The following is a 15991-nucleotide window of genomic DNA, read 5'->3' as shown; positions in this document are numbered from 1 at the left end:
ATAGAGTTATAATGAACTACTTTGTATTTTTTCTAAAGTTATTCGGCATTGTATCCAGAACTGCTTTGACTTGGCTTATTGTCTTTTGACTGAATGAAGTTATTTAACATATCCTCCAATTTATCCAAACGCTGATTGAGTTTTTCAGTTTCGGACGTTCCACCATTAACGTCGTTTGCCTGAGTGGTAGATTCCTTCTTGCTGAAAATCTTGCCCGCGGATGTTTTAACAGTTGATAAGGCCTTCTTTGATTTCTCTTTTACTGTATCGCCAATATCGGCACTCTTTGTTTTAAGGTTATCTGCATTTACAACTTTCATCACTTTTTTGCCATTTTCCGGGGTTGCAAGATAGCCGATTGTGGCACCGATAATCCCCCCGGCAATGGAGCGTTTGATAGCCTCTGCATTGGTATTGGTTCCAGTTTGAGTTTCTTGAGATTGATTCACAGCATTAGCATTGTTTGTGCTTTCCATTTTGAAAACCTCCTGAGTTATAGAGAGTTTGGTGCGTTTAGACGGTTTGTGGACAGATTTCCTTCAAGGGCTTCCAGCCGTTCCTGAAGTCTTTTGTTCTCTTCTTCCAATGCTTTCGTCCTGTTATCATTTGCTTTGGAAGAAAGGTAGGGGTCATTTTCCCACCAGTCCATCCCAATCTCTTTTGCCTTATCAATGGAGGCCACAATCAGCCTGATTTTAATCGTTAAAAGCTCTACGTCAGCGATCCCAATTGATATATCGCCTGCTATCACGACACCTTTGTCCAATATTTTCTCCAGGACATCTACGATCGTACTGGATTGCATATGGTGCTCAACTGCCATCACTTCGTCCTCCTTAGGCTTGTTAGAGTAAGCTTCCTAAAGGACCTAGATCAATATTTAAGTCATCATCATCCAAGCCGAATATTTCTTTTAACTCTTCCATTTTTTCTTCCAGATTCATCAGCGCTTCACCCAAATTTTCGATTTGCTCATCTGTAAGAGTTCCGCCTTCAACACGCCGTATTGCGTGCCTTTCGACAATTTGCCTTAAAAGCTCAATAACAGTCAATACAAGCTGTGCCAATCCATGTTCCGCATTATCAGGATCCAGATTAATTTTTCCATTTGTTTGGCTGGCCGGTTGCATGCAGCAGCTCCTCCCTTTGCACGTCGAATTGTTCCGAAGATATCGTCTTTCCTTTCTGCTGTGCCAGAACAAGTGATTCCACCGAAGCGATCAAGACCCGGAGATCAAGATAAACCAGGTCTACCCCTGCAATGGAAATGACTAAATCGGCTCTAAGGGCCACTCCTTTATCCAGGATCACATCAAGAATATCAATCAAGGCGATTTCTTTATTCTCTATTGATTCTCTAAGTGACATATCTATCAATCCTTATTTATGAAAAGCTTGAAAAATGGTAGGCAGGCCAGGGTCCGGTCACCTCAAAATGCCATCCTGTTTCTTTCAGTTCCTTTTCATATTGCTGGATTTGTTCTAAAAAAGGCTCGACCTTGGATTTTGGAACAAGGTACACACCATTCCAGGCCATATTGTCTTTTCTTCCTGTAACATCTTTACCCCAGGTTTTTTTGACATTTCCTTCAAGGGCGATTTCACTAAGATGCAGATGGACTTTTTCGCTTACCCGGTTTTTTTCTTCCTCAAGCTCTGCTTCGATTAATGTTTCAAGTTTTTTCTTTTCAAAAAATTGCTTTCCTTTGGATAATCGGCTGATTTCCGCCCTTTTTTCTTCAATGGCAGCATTGGTCTCACTTACCTGTTGTTTTAACAACTGGTCGTTACAGTAAATCTTTACATTCCATTCTTCATTGTCGGCCAGTAAAGAAAAGGTTTGTTCCATTTTCGCTGTATTGGACAGTACCGCCTGTTCTAGGCTGTCCTCACTTTTGTATAACGTGCAAAATTTTAATGGAATAATAGTGAACATTTTTGATAGATTTAAAACCGTTTCATGATGATGGAATGCTTTTTCCTGGAGCCACTCCATATCGTTATTGATCCTGTCCTCAATGGATTGTTCGCTGTATTCCGTTGAATCAAGCTTGCAGACTACCGCTGTAATATTTCCGATGGAAAGGGAATAGATTTCCCTGCGGCCGTCAAATCCCTTATAATCCGGAAGCGACCTGTCTTGCGCTTCTTTTGTTGGGACCAACCCATATAAATAAATCAGATCGCCCATACTCCTGTCTTCCTCACTTCTTTTTTGTCATTTCCTGCCACTGTTCCATTTCTTTCTGTTTTGCTATTTCATATCTAACCATCAATTCTTGTTCTTTTACTTTGTAGGCTTCCTCCGGGATTTCATCCAATTCATACATCATTTGAAGCTGGATGAGTTTTTGCTGAATGGTTGGAAGGTCGTAAAGCTCTTTATCCGCCTCCTCTTTCACCTTTTCAGCAATTTTAATAACGAGGTTGATGGGGGCGGAAACCAATTTGTGTAGCATCAGACATTCTCAACCGTTAGCCTGATGTTGACAAAATTATAGGCCGGCCAGGGACCGCTATAGTTAAACTCGACCTTATCCTTCCATTTTTCATGAACCGCATTCACCTGTTCATCAAATTTCTGCTCTTTATCCCGGTCTATTAAAAATGATGCATTAAGCAGCATTTTTTCGCTTATTGGATTATTTGTTTTAGAGGCTTCTGCCAGTTCGGTTAACGGCTGAAATACTTCCATCTCAATCTCCTTTTGAAGAGATTTAATAAGATTTTGAGCCATTCCGCCCAGTTGAATCCGTTCGTAATAACTGGCCGCTTCAGATTTTCCCTGAACAGCGGTTGCCAAAGCGCCTGCCTTCGAGTTTTCCTTAATCTTTGATTCAAGCCACTCTTGTTTTCCGATGACTTTTAACCCTAATTCGATCTTTCCTTTTATTGCAGGAAAAAGCTCCTGAAACTGTGGATATAGATTTTCCAGCAGTACTTCAACATCTTCCTTTGTATGGAAGACGTTCCCAAAACTGACGGGAATGACGGTATCATTTTGGTTCATTACAAGGGATACAGCTTTTTGGTGCATCATAAGGTTATCCTTGTTTGGCTGATAAATTTTTAAAGGGGCTTCCGCTGCAACCATTCCGGAATCTTTATACCGGATAACAAAAAGTTCCCGTTTCTCTCCGTCAAACTCGATTTCACCAAATGTTTCATTCGAATCGGTCTGTATCCCACAAAAGATATAAATACCCATTTGCTCTTCTTGATTCATGTTATACTTCCCCTTTACTCCTCATTTTTCTTGATGCCCTCGCATACTGTAATAATCAGCTCTTCTGCTTTTTTATTAGGCTGAGCCTCATCTTTAAAGCACTTGCTGATTTGATGGCCTAAAATATCAATACAAAGCCGTTGAAATTCTGGATCTTTCCCTTTAATAGGCGTTTTTGCGTTCTCTGCCAGACTGGCAATCATTAAAGAAGCTCTCAAGCTAGGTCCGTCCTCTTCTTTACAGCTTTTGCGCAGTTCCCCAATGAGGGAAGTTATGAATCTGGCTTTCTCAAGATTAATGCCGGTTTTCTCCGAAACGATTTTTGCTTCCTGCTCACTTTCCCTGTGGTCAATATAAATGGTAATGAGCCGATCGAGCAGTGCGTCCTGAGTTTTGTAAACCCCTGCGTACTCGGAAGGATTGCTGGTAAATATCACTCTGAATTCCGGGTGGACGCGGATAAATGGCTCAGTCATTTTTGTTCCATAAAGCGGGAGAATCCCCTCTTCAAGCAGTGAAAGGAAAATATTGTTTGTTGTGGGTTTTGAACGGGTAAATTCGTCATAAATGAGGGTGTACCCATTTTTAACAGCCTCTAATAAACGGCCATCTTTCCATACTTCCGTCAGGCTTTCATCTTTTTTATAGACGGATCTGATATAGTTATCCACAACCTTTTTGCTTGTATAGCCAGTAAAGTCACCAATAAGGTCTTTATTATTTAATTCATGGTTTCCATGAATCAGCATGATCGGCCTCTTCCGTTTTTTCGCGAGAGCAAGTGCCAGCGACGTTTTCCCTACTCCGGAGGGACCTGTAAAATGCACAGGATAACCGGCAGCCAAATATCTTTGAGATCGCTGCAATAAATCCTGGGTACTATGGTCCATAGTAATTGGTGGCTTATGCTGATTATTGCTCTGCTTTAAGACTGTCACTCTTTTACCACGCCCTACTATTCTTGGTTAATGGAGCTTCTAAATCGCAGCTCCCGCCGTTTATATGAAGAAATTTCTTTTTCTTGATTCAGGCTGACTTCATAAACGCCTATCATTTCATCCTTCGCATACTTTTTCATGTATTCTTTTTCTTCTATTACTTCAACCGTGAGCCTCCAGCCGTTTTCAGCTTCTTCTATTGAAGTAATCTTATGGACGGGTGCAACAAACTCATTAAAAAACTCAGTCACATTCCCTATAATCTTTTTAATTTCCATTGCCTGCCTCCACTTTTTAAATAAGTGTCAGGATATGTGTTGTACATACCCTGACACCTACCCGTCATCCTAAATACTAAACCTGGCGTTGCTTCTTTCATTTTCCTGGGAAGGAAGCCCCTTCTGTTCCACTTCATCTCGAAGCAGCCCTACCGCTTCTGCATAACGGAGCCACGTATCCACACTTGCAATAACTACCCTCGCTTCAACCGTCAGTATTTCAATCCCTACAACGGATACCCTAACAAAGGCATCTATAACAATCCCTTTATCCAGAATCCTATCGATAACCTCTGCAAGACTTGAACTATCAGTACTTTTTTGAACAGCCATTCTTGATTCTCCTTTCTGGATGTTTAAATCAGGAGCCCATTGTTTTAATATCATTTGACGACTTGATATTGGCAGCCCCCTTAATATCGTTAGTCCCCTTTATGCTGCTTGCACTTTTAATATTGTCGATTCCTTTGACTTTACGTTCTTTCTTTTTTTGGGAAGAGGACAGGTTTTCCTGGAGCTCTTTCCCTGCCTCTTTCGCCCTGCCTACCTTTTCCCTGGCAGTAAGAAGGGCATCCTGGGTTTTCTCTTTTGCCTCTTCGGCCTTATCGTAAAGGTTTTCAGCAAAATGTTCCCGTTTTTCTTCTAATTTCTCTGTGAAGTTTTCCGCTTTTTCCTGAAAATTTTCAACAGCATGTTCTTTGGCTTTTTCAACAAATTCTGTTTTAACTTTTTTCTTTATTGGCTTGGGGGTATGTTCGATGATTTCTTTCGCAACTTTTCCGGCTGCTTTTTTCAGGCGTTCTCCCACCACATTTCCCCCTTTGGTTTGTTAAGCGTTCTCGATTCTCGACTCAGCGAGTTTTGAGAGCATTTCTTCAATACGGTCAAGCCGCTCATTCAGATTTTTATTTTCTTCCTTTATTTCTTCAAACTTGGAAGTACCCATCGATTCGATTGCAGCTGAACCCGCATCAGTGTTTTCGATATAATTGGATGCAATCTGACTGATGCTTTTTTGGGCCTGGTTCGTGATAATTTCCTGGGCAGCTTTTTTCAGTTCCTGGCTTGTATTTTTTACAAAGTCTGACTGAATGAAATTTTTAAAGGCTTTTTTACTCATTTCCTGGGTTGAAAGCAACCCAAGCCCTGCGCCCACAATCCCGCCAACTAATGCAAGATTAATTGAAAAATTACCATTTTCCGTTTTTTCTTCTTGTTGATCCGTTTCCTGCAAATGCTGGTTATATTCCAATTCAGGCATAAATAATTACCCCTTTACTGATTACTTTACAAACTAAATTGAGGGGTTCCCTCTTTATCATTACTTGTAATCCTGTCGGCTTCATCCTTAAGAAGCCCAACCGCTTCTGCATAGCGCAGCCATGTATCTACACTGGCTATCACTACCCTGGCTTCAACCGTCAAAATTTCAATACCTAAAAGCGAGACTCTTGCGAAAGCATCAATCACTATCCCTTTGTCGAGAATCCTGTCTATTACTTCTGCCAGGCTTGAACTATCCGTACTCTTTTGAACGCTCATCCGAAGTCTCCTTTCTTTCCAGCTTAGGCTGCCGGGCAGGTATTTTCTTTAGCGCTTATAGTGCCTTTTACCGCTATGTAGTGAAGATAAACGAAAATCAACGAAAAAAATTCATCTACCACTTTAGACATATTTAGGAATTCCTCGGCTTGATGATAAAACTTGATTAAGAGAATGACTTAATTAAAACCAGTTGCCTAAACTAATAGAGGAGCAATGTACCGATAAAAAAAAGCCCCCATCCCGAAAGGATGAAAGCTTTTGGTATATTCTTTCCTTATAGCTAAGGTATTGGTATGGGATTCGAAAATAACTGATTCTTTATTTGTACGCTACGGTATTACCATTAGGAGTTGGTACCTTTTCAATTGGCTATATTAAACATTGATGTTGATTCTGGACTACTAGAAAACCACCTCCTAAGAAAGGCGGTTAGTTGACTAACGTTATCCGCTTTACTTCAATAAATAACTTGTAATCAACTGAAACAAGTACACACCATAATGATATTACCATCAGGATCTTTAAAGGAGAACTCAGCCAAATCGGGATATGTTATGATATCAGTTACTATCTCAGCACCAATATTAGTAACATGGTTAAAAGCTTCATTTATGTCAGTTGCACTAAGGTTAAAGAGCGGTTGATTTGATGGGATAAAACTATAATCTTTTTCAAAACAATGGTTATCAAGGGTTATACCAGGACGTCCGTCTCCCATATTCAAGGTATATATAGGTCCATTACGTTTCCCCTCCCTTACCTCCAACCCAAGTAATTCACTATACCATCGTACTGAACGTTCTAAATCCGTTACGTGAACAAAAATGGTATCAATCCTGTTTTCAATTGCTTTTGACAACTAGCATACACCTCCAATGAATAATACCGTTTAATTCCACAGGATAATTAATAATTCCTGCCTGTTTGTTCAGCAAGAAAAAGCTGATCGCCGAAGATTGCTGTTTGTTCCCTTCAGTGAACAGGCAAGAAGTAATCAATAAATTATTCTTATCGTCAATGATCCTAATATTCCTTACTATAAACATAACGGAACCATGCCAAGTAATGTTGGATATAGTTTACTGCAACTCCATTGAAACGTCATTCAAACGTTTCAATCGACTACTGATACTGTTCATGGAAGGATTTACCGCCTTTTTGTTGAATCACTTATTAAACAAACGGTGCAGGTTTGTTGAAGAAGGGGCCATGTTGCTAAGGGAAATGAGCTTTAACTATAAAATACTTTTTTATTCGAGGGAAAGAGGATGAATACAATAAAAAACAAAGTTGTAGTTGAGTACAATGATGAAGGATTTTTAATGTACTCAGAAAGTTTTCCTGGAGCGTATACAAGGGGGAAAGAACTGGAGGAAGCTCTATCAAAATTCCCCATCGAGATTAAAAGATATTGTAAATGGGCTGGAATAAAGTATTCAGAAACTGATTTAGTAGAAACCATCATTGTTCAATCGAAAAAAAGTAAATTGCGGATAAATGAAGCTGATTCTGATGTAATATTTTTATCAGAGCAGGCTCCTATTTCAAAACAAGAATATGAAATACTAAAAATTCGTGTATTAAAATCTGCGAATGATTTTCAGGTAATTTATGATTCAATTCCTGATAAAAATTATACTTCTTTAAAAGAAAGAAAATCCTTTTATGGTTCTGTTCCAAGGACTCCCAAAGAGATGTATGAACATACAAATAAGGTAACTAAATACTATGCTGGCGAAATTGGCGTGCACATTAATAACTTGGAAAACATCTACCAAAATAGAATTCAAACGATAAAGGCAATAGAAAAGGTTGACAATTTTATGGAGAGTAAAACTTTCAACGGTAGTTACGGAGAACAGTGGTCACTTCGAAAAGTCTTAAGAAGATTTATTTGGCATGACCATATTCATGCAAAAGGAATGTATCGTACGGCAATAAAAGAATGGGGAGTTGGCAATATTGAAAATCCATTTTATTTCTAATGCCCCATTTTTAAATAATATTAAATTGGATTTTAAAATCCAAAATTAATATTTCTGAATCAACTATTCAAACAAAAGAAGATTTCCTTATTTAACTAAAGGGTGCTAGTCTTTTATAAGTAATTAAAACAAGGACCCCAATTTAATCGGGTCCTTGTTTTATGGTCATTATCATCAAATTATTTAACATAGCTTTTCAATTATCTCATTTTGGCATATGACACCAAATTCTCTTACTACTTTGCTCCATGCAATTCCTTAAAAGAAGGACTTAGTTCGCTCCATACATCAAATAAATTTCCATCCAAATCATAAAAAACGAAATTGTTCCCTGCATGGCCACGGTCTTCAATTTCACCAACATTGACTCCTTGCTTTTCAAGGTAATCATGGAACTCGACTAAACGATTATATCCATCTACTTCGAAAGTGACTGTAAAATGTTCCTTTCCATGAACATCTGAAAATTTTGCAACCTCTCCTGGTTTAGCCTTTACAAGGAAGAAACTTTGATGAGCAAAATCTAAAATTGCCTTATCATCATTCCGAAAATTTTCAACGGCACCGAGTTTCTCTTGATACCATATTGACGATTTTTCTGGATCAGTGACAGGTATATATGTAGTTCCTACTCTTTGAATATACGTACTCATTCTTTACACTCCCCAATTTTGTTATTAGTGATTTCCCTTTAAAATGTCACAATACCCAAACCATTTCCATCTGGATCGTAAAGGTTAAAAAAACGCATTCCGTCTCCGCCGTGAATTTCAGTTACTCTGTAATTTTGATTGGATAAATAATTATGATATCCGTCCACATCATCACAATAAAAGTTGAATGCAATGTGCGTAGATTCAGGCATCTTATCAACTTTATAAAGAGTTAAAGCTGTTTTAGTTTCCCCGCCCTCAATAAAACGAAAGCCTACATATAGACCATCGCTGCTTCGGTAGACGACTTTAAAAGGGAATGTGTTCATATACCATCTTTCTGAACTTTCCAGATTGGTAACCGGAACAAAAACAGCATCTACCCGTTTAACAGATTTCATTCAAACTCACCTCCTACTTTAATAACTGAAAAAAAACAAAAAAGGATACGGTCCTTTTTAAATTTTTTCATTAATCCAAAAACGATTGCCATCCGGGTCTATAAGTTCAAATATAAAATGGCCATCCGATTTTTTTATTTTAATTCCTCTTGAAACTAAAAGGTGGTATGTAGAAACTACACAATGGAAATCGTTGCTTTTCAGTCCATTCAACAATCGATTCAGAAGGTTAGGAGTGGGGTCCTCATTGTTTTGCTGGAATTTTTCTAATTTGGCGAGATTAGTTTTCCCTCTATTAATCGCAGCTTTTACTCCACCTGAAGTCATGTCCAGCAACTTTGCAATCTCATTTGAAGTAAACCCAAAATATTCTTTAAGTAATAGAGTAGCTGCTTGCTTAAACGGTAAAAGGGAAATTAGAATTTCTACTGATTCCAACAGACTGCTATCAAAAGTTGCTAATTCAAATTCATTGTTGATTCCTACAATTTCACGCTTTGTTTTCCTGGTTATGTCATACCACTGATTCGTTGCAATCTTAAAAATATATCCTTTAGGGTTGGGGTGTTCAGACAGAACCGCGTTATTAGTTAAGAGTTTTATTAAAGTATCCTGAAATAAATCTTCTCCATTCCACGGGGTACCCGCCAACATATAACAATACTTTTTAAGTTCCGGTAAAAATGGTTCAAAATAATAATCGGACATTAAATCTATACTCCTTACCAAAAGAGTCAATATATTCAATATAGATTATTATTCAACAAAATAATGGCCTTGTCCTGCCGTTCCATTTTATTTATTCCTTCTTCAACTCCCAGTATGTTAAATAAGAAGTTAAACTAACCACCACGTTTGTTTAACATGTACTTCAACAAGAAGGGTGGTAAATCCTTTCTGAATCAACGCACCCCTTAGTCATCCATGAATCGCAAAACCGGCAATTCACCATAGTGAATGAAAATGTTGAATTATTGTGGTCATTGTTTATTTAAAGTTTCAATTGGTGGATGAAGTTTTCCATCATCGAACCTATAATCTAAAAATGTAAATTTAAAAATGAAATTTATAATCATAAAAATAATGAGTAAAGCTATGACAATTGAAGTCCAAAAAGCACCTAAAATAACTAACCTAAAAATTTTTGACTCAACAATCATATCTCCCCTGTACACATTTTAACCCCCTTTTCAGTTATCTTTTAATTTCATCATCTATCATTTTTCCGTAACTAACCTGCCCCATTAGCTTAAATAGAACTGTTAACAAATTTTTTTATATAGTCCTTTTACTCAAAAAAAGAACCCGTTAAATGGAGAGTATGGAGTTATATTTCCAAACAGGAACGCAAGGCCAAAAAGACGGCCTTGCATTTTTTGTGCTCATTAGGACATTTCAAGTTCCTGCTGTATCGAAGTTTTGTATTGATCCTTCAATTGGCCTTTTTCATAATGCGAAAGGGGATGGAACGGAATGACAGGTTCATTCGAAATATTCAAGAGCTTCTTCCGATAGTCGTTGAAAAGGCCCTCTTTCGCATCTTCCTTCGTGCTCGAGTGGAAGATAAAAGGCTCTATGACATCCATTCCGCAAAAGAATAATTTTTCATGCTGAATATTAAACAGCCGCTCGTCCAAGTCTCCTTTTAAGCCATAGGCACCGTAATTCGCCAAACTAGAAGCGCCGTGGGTAATCGAAAGCATCGCCTTTTTCCCCCGGAGATTCCCTTGGTCATAATGGCCCGGCCCATATGCGAAGTTATAGGCCAAAACCCTGTCAAACCACCCTTTTAGAATGGCAGGGGACTCTGTCCACCAAATCGGGAATTGAAAGATCGCGATATCCGCCCAAAGAAGGTGGTCCTGTTCTTCGAGGATATCGCTCGTGAACGTCCTGTTTTTCGAAGCGTGATATTGTTCCTGTATATAATTCAGTTTTTCAGGATTATTCAGCTCCGTGAAATCATTGCGGTCTGCGACGGCTTTAAAGTTTTTTTCATAGAGATCGGATACGATAACCTCATGCCCTGCTGCTGAGAGGGTTTCTACCGCAAGGTCTTTTAAAAATCCATTAAGTGAATTAGGCTCGGGGTGGGCATACACAATAAGAATATTCAATTGTTCTCCTCCTGCTTTTCAAAATAGCACAGTGCCCGCCCATACGTATTTTCCTTTCGCGAGGCCGTTCACGGCATCATAAACATTTCTACAAAAAGGTACAGAATTCCTCTCTGTTTTCTTTCCACCTGCCCGGACTCATGGTGCTGTACGATTCTGAGTAAGGTTATACTCGGCACTCGTTTCTTATAACTCTGCTCTTCTAGATACAAGGCATGTAATCGAGCAACAATTTTATTCTCTTGAAGATGAAATATTTACACTGGAACGCCCCGTAAAAAGATATGCGGGAACCAGGGGAAACTTAAGCTTTTTTTATTTCTTTTACCGGGATATCTGATCATTCCACTAGTTGGCTACTTTTTTGAAATATGTGTATACCTTCTCCATTTTCTTCTCCTGGTTCCCGTTTGGGCTTTCCATGTTCCCGAATTCAAAAAACTTCACTTTCTTGATCCCGACGAAATTGAACAGTGCCCGTTTCATCAGGGTTTTATGAGCGTTGTTTAGCCAGAGAAGTGGATAGTAGGCGGGTCCCTTCATGGTCGACACGCACACCACCGACTTCCCTTTCAGCAGCCCTTCTGGAAAATAGCCTTTTTTATCTTTATAGGCGAAATTAGACGCAAATATTTGGTCAATGTAGCCAAGAAGCATAGCGGGCGGCCTTCCCCACCAAATCGGATAGATGAAGACAATTTTGTCCGCCCAGGCCAGCTGCTGCCTGTATTTTTCCATTCCAGGATCCTTGTGCATATCACGTCTCCGCTTTTGCTCGTTAAACACGAGAAGAGGGTTGAAGCCCTCCTCGTATAAATCGAGGACTTGAATTTCCTTAATGTTTGCATTTTCCTTGCTGCCTTTAAGGACTTTTTGCAAAAAGGAATAATTCAAGCTGTTATGATTGGGGTAAGTAAAGATGATTAACATGTTCAAATGACAGCGCCCCTTTAATTATCATTAGATAACTAAATAATAGCACCAAGGGATTTAATTATCAAATGATAGTTGTTTTTAGATAACAAATTTGTTATCTTTTATGAGAGGTGAGGACAGTGGACAAAAGGGTTCTTTTCCAAAAGGTTGTATCCTTTACAAGTTCCGTTCATCGGGTTAAGAATGAACTGACAAAAAATGTGAAACCCGATTCGATTTCCCAAATTCAATATAACATTCTCGAATATATCGCCGTCAGCCAGCCGGTTACCCCAAGTGAAATCAATGACTGCCAGAACATGTCTATGCCAAACACGAGCCGAGAGCTGAAAAAATTAACCGAAAAAAACTTAATTGAAAAGATTCATGATAGTGTAGATAGGAGAAAACAATTCATCCGTCTCTCCAAAGAAGGCGAAGCCATGATGAATGATGCTTTTGCAACGATTGAAGCACACTTCCAAGAGCGGATACAGCATGCTACGAACGAAGACCTGGAGGAAGTCGAGCGGGCCTTGGATATCCTAAGGGCGAAACTTTTTTTGGATTAATTGAATAACCCTCGTAGAACTACAAGCTGAATTAAAGTCTTCTTGCATTATTAGGCGGGAATTATTTTAATCCAAGCACTAAAAAGGCTTACCCCTAGTCTTTAGACAGGAATCGCACCATGTATATGTTATGACAAAAGCTCTGCCACACTGTCAGTACTCCTATAAAAAGCTAGACCGGATGATTGTTTCATCCAGTCTAGCCTTTAACATTTTTTCACTAAATTCCAGGTGTGGCAGACATCGAAAACGAATAGGCATCCTAAACTAAGTTTTTAGAAGCAAAAGCACCTCTATATCGTGAGGCTGGGTGACGTTTATTTAAACGGTCCTCTCCAAAAAGCTTATTTCTGTAAGTAGTTTGCTCTTCATCCGGATTACGAGCTAATCCACGTTGGCGAAGTACAGGCATTAAATAATCAATGAATTCTTCATACGAACCTGGAATCGTTGAACTAATCACATTAATTCCATCAACTCCCGCCTTCTGCCACTGTTCAAGTTTGTCAGCAATTGATTCTGGAGTTCCCACCACTCTAATCGTTCGGACATGGTATCTGGCCAAATCTTCTACTGTAGGAGTTCGTTTTGGTGTATTTTGCTTCACCCAATTAAAGAAAGTACTCATTCCCTGTGAATCTACATCATCAAGCGGGGTATCCATGCTGACATTCCCTAAATCTATCCCTGCCGCACCTGCCATATGTGCAACCATCATTTCCAAATCTACCTTATTTTCGAGTTCGATTGCTTTACGCTGCGCTTCTTCTTCAGTGTCCCCTATAACAAAGGATAAACCTTGATAAAACTGAAGGTCCTTTCCATCTCTTCCATGTTGAATTGCAATTCGCCGGGTTTCTTCAATCTGCTTACGAGCAATTTCCGGATTCGGTGCTTTGATGAAAACCCCTTCCGCATTTCGAGCCGCAAAGTCGCGCCCAGTCGGTGATGATCCAGCTTGGAAAAGTACCGGCGTCCGTTGCGGTGATGGTGCAACAAGGTGAGGTCCCTCTACCTTATAGCGCTCACCAACATGATTTATTTTATGTACTTTATCTGAATCAGCATAGATTCCACTTTCTTTATCCTTCAAGAGTGCTCCTTCATCCCACGAGCCTTCCCAGAGCTTATATAACACATCGGTATATTCATCCAACCATTTGTAGCGTTCATCGTGCTCAACCATACCATCATAGCCGAAGTTTCGAAAAGCATTATCCAAAAATCCTGTCGTCATGTTCCATGCAATCCTGCCTTTTGAAATATGATCAAGCGTCGATACACGCCGTGCAAAATTATACGGATGTTCTTGTAGTGGAGAGGCCGTAAAAGCTAATCCGAGATTCTTTGTGTGAACGGCCAAAGCTGATAATAGCACCATTGGGTCATTGCTCGGTATTTGCAACCCTTTTTCTACATGATATTTCCATCCACCACGATGATTTCCATATAATCCAACCACATCCGCGAAAAAAATAGAATCAAAGCCACCTTCGTCAAGTCGCTTTGCCAATGATATCCAGAGATCTATATCATTGAAATCCCTCTGGCGACCCTCGTCCTCGCGCCACAATCCATGTAAATTGTGATTGGCTGTATTCATAAGAAATGCAGAAAATGAAAGGGGCTTAGTCATGACTTACTCATCTCCTTCGAAAATGAATTATATGATGTACTCGGCACATACCCCGTCGAATCGCGCTCCTTCGTTATACGCGCTAACCCAATCGCGGATATACAGGCAACCACGTTGACAAGCGCTACAAAGATAGGTGGAACAAGAGCCCCGATATTGGAAAATGAAGAGAACAACACTGGGAATAGTGCACCTCCTATAGCGACAGGAACGTTGTAAGCGATAGCCCCCGAAGTAAAGCGATGTGCCGCCGGGAAAACATCGACTACGGTAAATGGAGCTAGTGCGTAATGGAACCCTACAATCAAACCGAGTATTACGATTCCAAAAATCATACCTCCAGGGACGGTAAACAACCAATAGGCAAAAACAACGAATACAGCGAATACAGCACAACTTGCGATGCGAAATGCTGGTATATAATCAGGGTTTCGACCGACAATCCAGGCGTAGACAGGTACAGACAATCCAAATATGAGCCCCGTAATTCCCATTGTGAGGTTCGCTTCTGTTGGTGCGAATCCACTTACATTCACAAGGTATATTGGCATATATAAAAGCACCATTACAGCGGCTGCATTGTAACCTAAGACATAGATTGATGTAAGAATTAAGCGTTTAGGATCATATTTCAAACTATCCTTAAAAGGTGATGCCGAGATTTCTCCATTTTCCTGTAGTTTTTTGAACACTGGTGATTCGTCTAATCCAGATCGTATAAATAGCGCAATAAGCCCGAGCGGCGCAGCTGAAATAAATAATAGTCGCCATCCCCATTCGTTAAACGCATCACCACCTAACCATACTCCAAGCCCGTAGGCAGCAAACGCCGCAGCTGGATAGCATAAGCAGGTGCCTAACTGAATCAAACCCATTAAAAAGACTTTATTTTTCCTATTAGAAAACTCATAAACATAGGCCGCGGCGCCGACAAATTCTCCACCTGCAGAGATTCCTTGCACAGCCCTGCACGCCATCAAAAGAATCGGAGCGCCGATTCCAATGGCAGCGTATGAGGGGATCAGTCCAATACAAAGCGTCCCTATCGCCATCATGGAAATCGTTAATACAAGGAGTTTTTTACGGCCTATCCTGTCACCAATTGCCCCCATGATGACACCACTTATTGGGCGCAGGAGATATGTGAAACCAAAGGCAAGCAACGAATAAATGAGAGCGTATTCCCCAGCTTCCGAGAATAAGACCAAGGATATGCCGATTGCTGCATAAGAATAGATTGCTAAATCATACCATTCGATAAAGTTGCCAATCGCACCCGATATCACGACTTTTCTAATTGTTTTCTGATCCGGTGCGCTGTTGGTTGACGATGCCAGTTCAGCTTGTTTCATTTTCATCCCTCTTTCAAAAATAATTGAGCTTTGCAACACGCTCTTTCTTACTTGATACTTCATGGTAAATTACCCTGAGGCTCCTAAATGTTCGGGTTTTTTCGTTACAGATGGGTCCTCTATTAGCCTCTTGGTAAAAATAAAATAGGTTGTTAAATGGTCAGGGTGCTAATTTACACTTTTTAACATTTGAGTTTATGCATCTTTGATTCCTCCTACTTATTATCCCTATTTTTCCAATAGCATAACTAGGATATAAAGGCGTGTGAATGTATGGTTTTTTCTAAGAAGCTGATATGGATATAATTAATTGGACAATGACTTTAGGCGTTCCATCTGTTGCCAAGTCCTTATATATACCAAAAAAACCCCT

Annotated in this window: 24 protein-coding genes; 2 read left to right on the top strand and 22 right to left on the bottom strand. The window is 39.6% G+C overall.

Features of this window, described 5'->3' with window-relative positions; all coding sequences use genetic code 11:
- Positions 1–38: 38 nt before the first annotated feature.
- From gvpT to V1499_RS06495, 14 genes are all read right to left on the bottom strand, one after another.
- The gene (gene gvpT, locus V1499_RS06560; RefSeq protein ID WP_409274776.1) at positions 39–476 is read right to left on the bottom strand and encodes a GvpT/GvpP family gas vesicle accessory protein; all 438 of its coding nucleotides are present in this window, start codon (positions 474–476) and stop codon (positions 39–41) included.
- Between the two features lie 17 nt (positions 477–493).
- Entirely contained in the window at positions 494–823 is a 330-nt protein-coding gene (gvpJ, locus tag V1499_RS06555) for a gas vesicle protein GvpJ (protein ID WP_409274775.1), read from the bottom strand.
- Positions 824–845: 22 nt separating this feature from the next.
- Positions 846–1130 carry a gas vesicle protein K gene (locus V1499_RS06550; protein WP_316572702.1) on the bottom strand — a complete coding sequence of 95 codons (285 nt, stop codon included), beginning with the start codon at positions 1128–1130 and terminating at the stop codon, positions 846–848.
- Positions 1096–1368 carry a gas vesicle protein gene (locus V1499_RS06545; RefSeq protein WP_409274773.1) on the bottom strand — a complete coding sequence of 91 codons (273 nt, stop codon included), beginning with the start codon at positions 1366–1368 and terminating at the stop codon, positions 1096–1098. Before V1499_RS06545 ends, V1499_RS06550 begins: the two co-directional genes overlap by 35 nt.
- 16 nt (positions 1369–1384) lie before the next feature.
- On the bottom strand, positions 1385–2191 hold the full coding sequence (locus V1499_RS06540; RefSeq protein ID WP_409274771.1) for a GvpL/GvpF family gas vesicle protein: 807 nt from the start codon (positions 2189–2191) through the stop codon (positions 1385–1387).
- A gap of 13 nt (positions 2192–2204) precedes the next feature.
- Positions 2205–2459, bottom strand: a complete 255-nt coding sequence (locus V1499_RS06535; RefSeq protein WP_409274770.1) for a gas vesicle protein GvpG — start codon at positions 2457–2459, stop codon at positions 2205–2207.
- On the bottom strand, positions 2459–3226 hold the full coding sequence (locus V1499_RS06530) for a GvpL/GvpF family gas vesicle protein (RefSeq protein ID WP_409274768.1): 768 nt from the start codon (positions 3224–3226) through the stop codon (positions 2459–2461). Before V1499_RS06530 ends, V1499_RS06535 begins: the two co-directional genes overlap by 1 nt.
- Positions 3227–3240: 14 nt before the next feature.
- Complete coding sequence (gene gvpN / locus V1499_RS06525) at positions 3241–4116, bottom strand: gas vesicle protein GvpN (RefSeq protein WP_409276242.1); 876 nt, start codon at positions 4114–4116, stop codon at positions 3241–3243.
- Positions 4117–4181: 65 nt separating this feature from the next.
- Positions 4182–4442 (bottom strand): gas vesicle protein GvpO, encoded by a 261-nt coding sequence (gvpO, locus tag V1499_RS06520; protein ID WP_409274766.1) that lies wholly within the window; start codon positions 4440–4442, stop codon positions 4182–4184.
- 69 nt (positions 4443–4511) lie between these two features.
- Entirely contained in the window at positions 4512–4775 is a 264-nt protein-coding gene (gvpJ, locus tag V1499_RS06515; RefSeq protein WP_409274764.1) for a gas vesicle protein GvpJ, read from the bottom strand.
- Positions 4776–4803: 28 nt separating this feature from the next.
- Complete coding sequence (gene gvpQ / locus V1499_RS06510; RefSeq protein ID WP_409274762.1) at positions 4804–5250, bottom strand: gas vesicle protein GvpQ; 447 nt, start codon at positions 5248–5250, stop codon at positions 4804–4806.
- A 21-nt stretch (positions 5251–5271) separates the two neighbouring features.
- Positions 5272–5703, bottom strand: a complete 432-nt coding sequence (locus tag V1499_RS06505) for a gas vesicle protein GvpP (protein WP_409274760.1) — start codon at positions 5701–5703, stop codon at positions 5272–5274.
- A gap of 26 nt (positions 5704–5729) precedes the next feature.
- Complete coding sequence (gene gvpA, locus V1499_RS06500) at positions 5730–5984, bottom strand: gas vesicle structural protein GvpA (RefSeq protein ID WP_409274759.1); 255 nt, start codon at positions 5982–5984, stop codon at positions 5730–5732.
- A 478-nt stretch (positions 5985–6462) separates the two neighbouring features.
- Positions 6463–6846: a VOC family protein gene (locus V1499_RS06495; RefSeq protein WP_409274756.1), complete on the bottom strand. Its 384-nt coding sequence runs from the start codon at positions 6844–6846 to the stop codon at positions 6463–6465.
- 409 nt (positions 6847–7255) lie between these two features.
- Here V1499_RS06495 and V1499_RS06490 point away from each other — a divergent pair, with 409 nt between their 5' ends.
- Entirely contained in the window at positions 7256–7972 is a 717-nt protein-coding gene (locus tag V1499_RS06490) for a hypothetical protein (RefSeq protein WP_409274755.1), read from the top strand.
- 236 nt (positions 7973–8208) lie between these two features.
- Here V1499_RS06490 and V1499_RS06485 read toward each other — a convergent pair whose 3' ends face one another.
- The 6 genes from V1499_RS06485 to V1499_RS06460 all read right to left on the bottom strand — a co-directional run bounded on the left by V1499_RS06485 (position 8209) and on the right by V1499_RS06460 (position 12073).
- Entirely contained in the window at positions 8209–8625 is a 417-nt protein-coding gene (locus V1499_RS06485) for a VOC family protein (protein WP_409274753.1), read from the bottom strand.
- A 38-nt stretch (positions 8626–8663) separates the two neighbouring features.
- Positions 8664–9026, bottom strand: a complete 363-nt coding sequence (locus V1499_RS06480; RefSeq protein WP_409274752.1) for a VOC family protein — start codon at positions 9024–9026, stop codon at positions 8664–8666.
- Between the two features lie 57 nt (positions 9027–9083).
- Positions 9084–9734 carry an RNA polymerase sigma factor gene (locus V1499_RS06475; protein ID WP_409274751.1) on the bottom strand — a complete coding sequence of 217 codons (651 nt, stop codon included), beginning with the start codon at positions 9732–9734 and terminating at the stop codon, positions 9084–9086.
- A 272-nt stretch (positions 9735–10006) separates the two neighbouring features.
- Entirely contained in the window at positions 10007–10201 is a 195-nt protein-coding gene (locus V1499_RS06470; protein WP_409274749.1) for a hypothetical protein, read from the bottom strand.
- A gap of 210 nt (positions 10202–10411) precedes the next feature.
- A complete protein-coding gene (locus tag V1499_RS06465; RefSeq protein ID WP_409274747.1) occupies positions 10412–11143 on the bottom strand; it encodes an NAD(P)H-dependent oxidoreductase in 732 nt (243 codons plus the stop codon).
- 348 nt (positions 11144–11491) lie between these two features.
- Positions 11492–12073, bottom strand: coding sequence for an NAD(P)H-dependent oxidoreductase (locus tag V1499_RS06460; protein WP_409276241.1), 582 nt, complete (start codon positions 12071–12073; stop codon positions 11492–11494).
- Positions 12074–12198: 125 nt separating this feature from the next.
- Here V1499_RS06460 and V1499_RS06455 point away from each other — a divergent pair, with 125 nt between their 5' ends.
- Positions 12199–12630 (top strand): MarR family winged helix-turn-helix transcriptional regulator, encoded by a 432-nt coding sequence (locus tag V1499_RS06455; RefSeq protein WP_409274746.1) that lies wholly within the window; start codon positions 12199–12201, stop codon positions 12628–12630.
- A 262-nt stretch (positions 12631–12892) separates the two neighbouring features.
- On the opposite strand, the gene V1499_RS06450 is transcribed toward V1499_RS06455, so the two are convergent.
- Together V1499_RS06450 and V1499_RS06445 are read right to left on the bottom strand one after the other, a co-directional pair.
- On the bottom strand, positions 12893–14266 hold the full coding sequence (locus V1499_RS06450) for an LLM class flavin-dependent oxidoreductase (RefSeq protein WP_409274745.1): 1374 nt from the start codon (positions 14264–14266) through the stop codon (positions 12893–12895).
- Entirely contained in the window at positions 14263–15681 is a 1419-nt protein-coding gene (locus tag V1499_RS06445; protein WP_409274743.1) for an MFS transporter, read from the bottom strand. Before V1499_RS06445 ends, V1499_RS06450 begins: the two co-directional genes overlap by 4 nt.
- Positions 15682–15991: the final 310 nt, after the last annotated feature.

The organism is Neobacillus oceani, from assembly GCF_046237595.1.
Lineage (GTDB): Bacteria > Bacillota > Bacilli > Bacillales > Cytobacillaceae > Bacillus_D > Bacillus_D oceani.
Note: the sequence above shows the minus strand (reverse complement) of the source record. Positions and strands in the feature narration are given on the sequence as shown.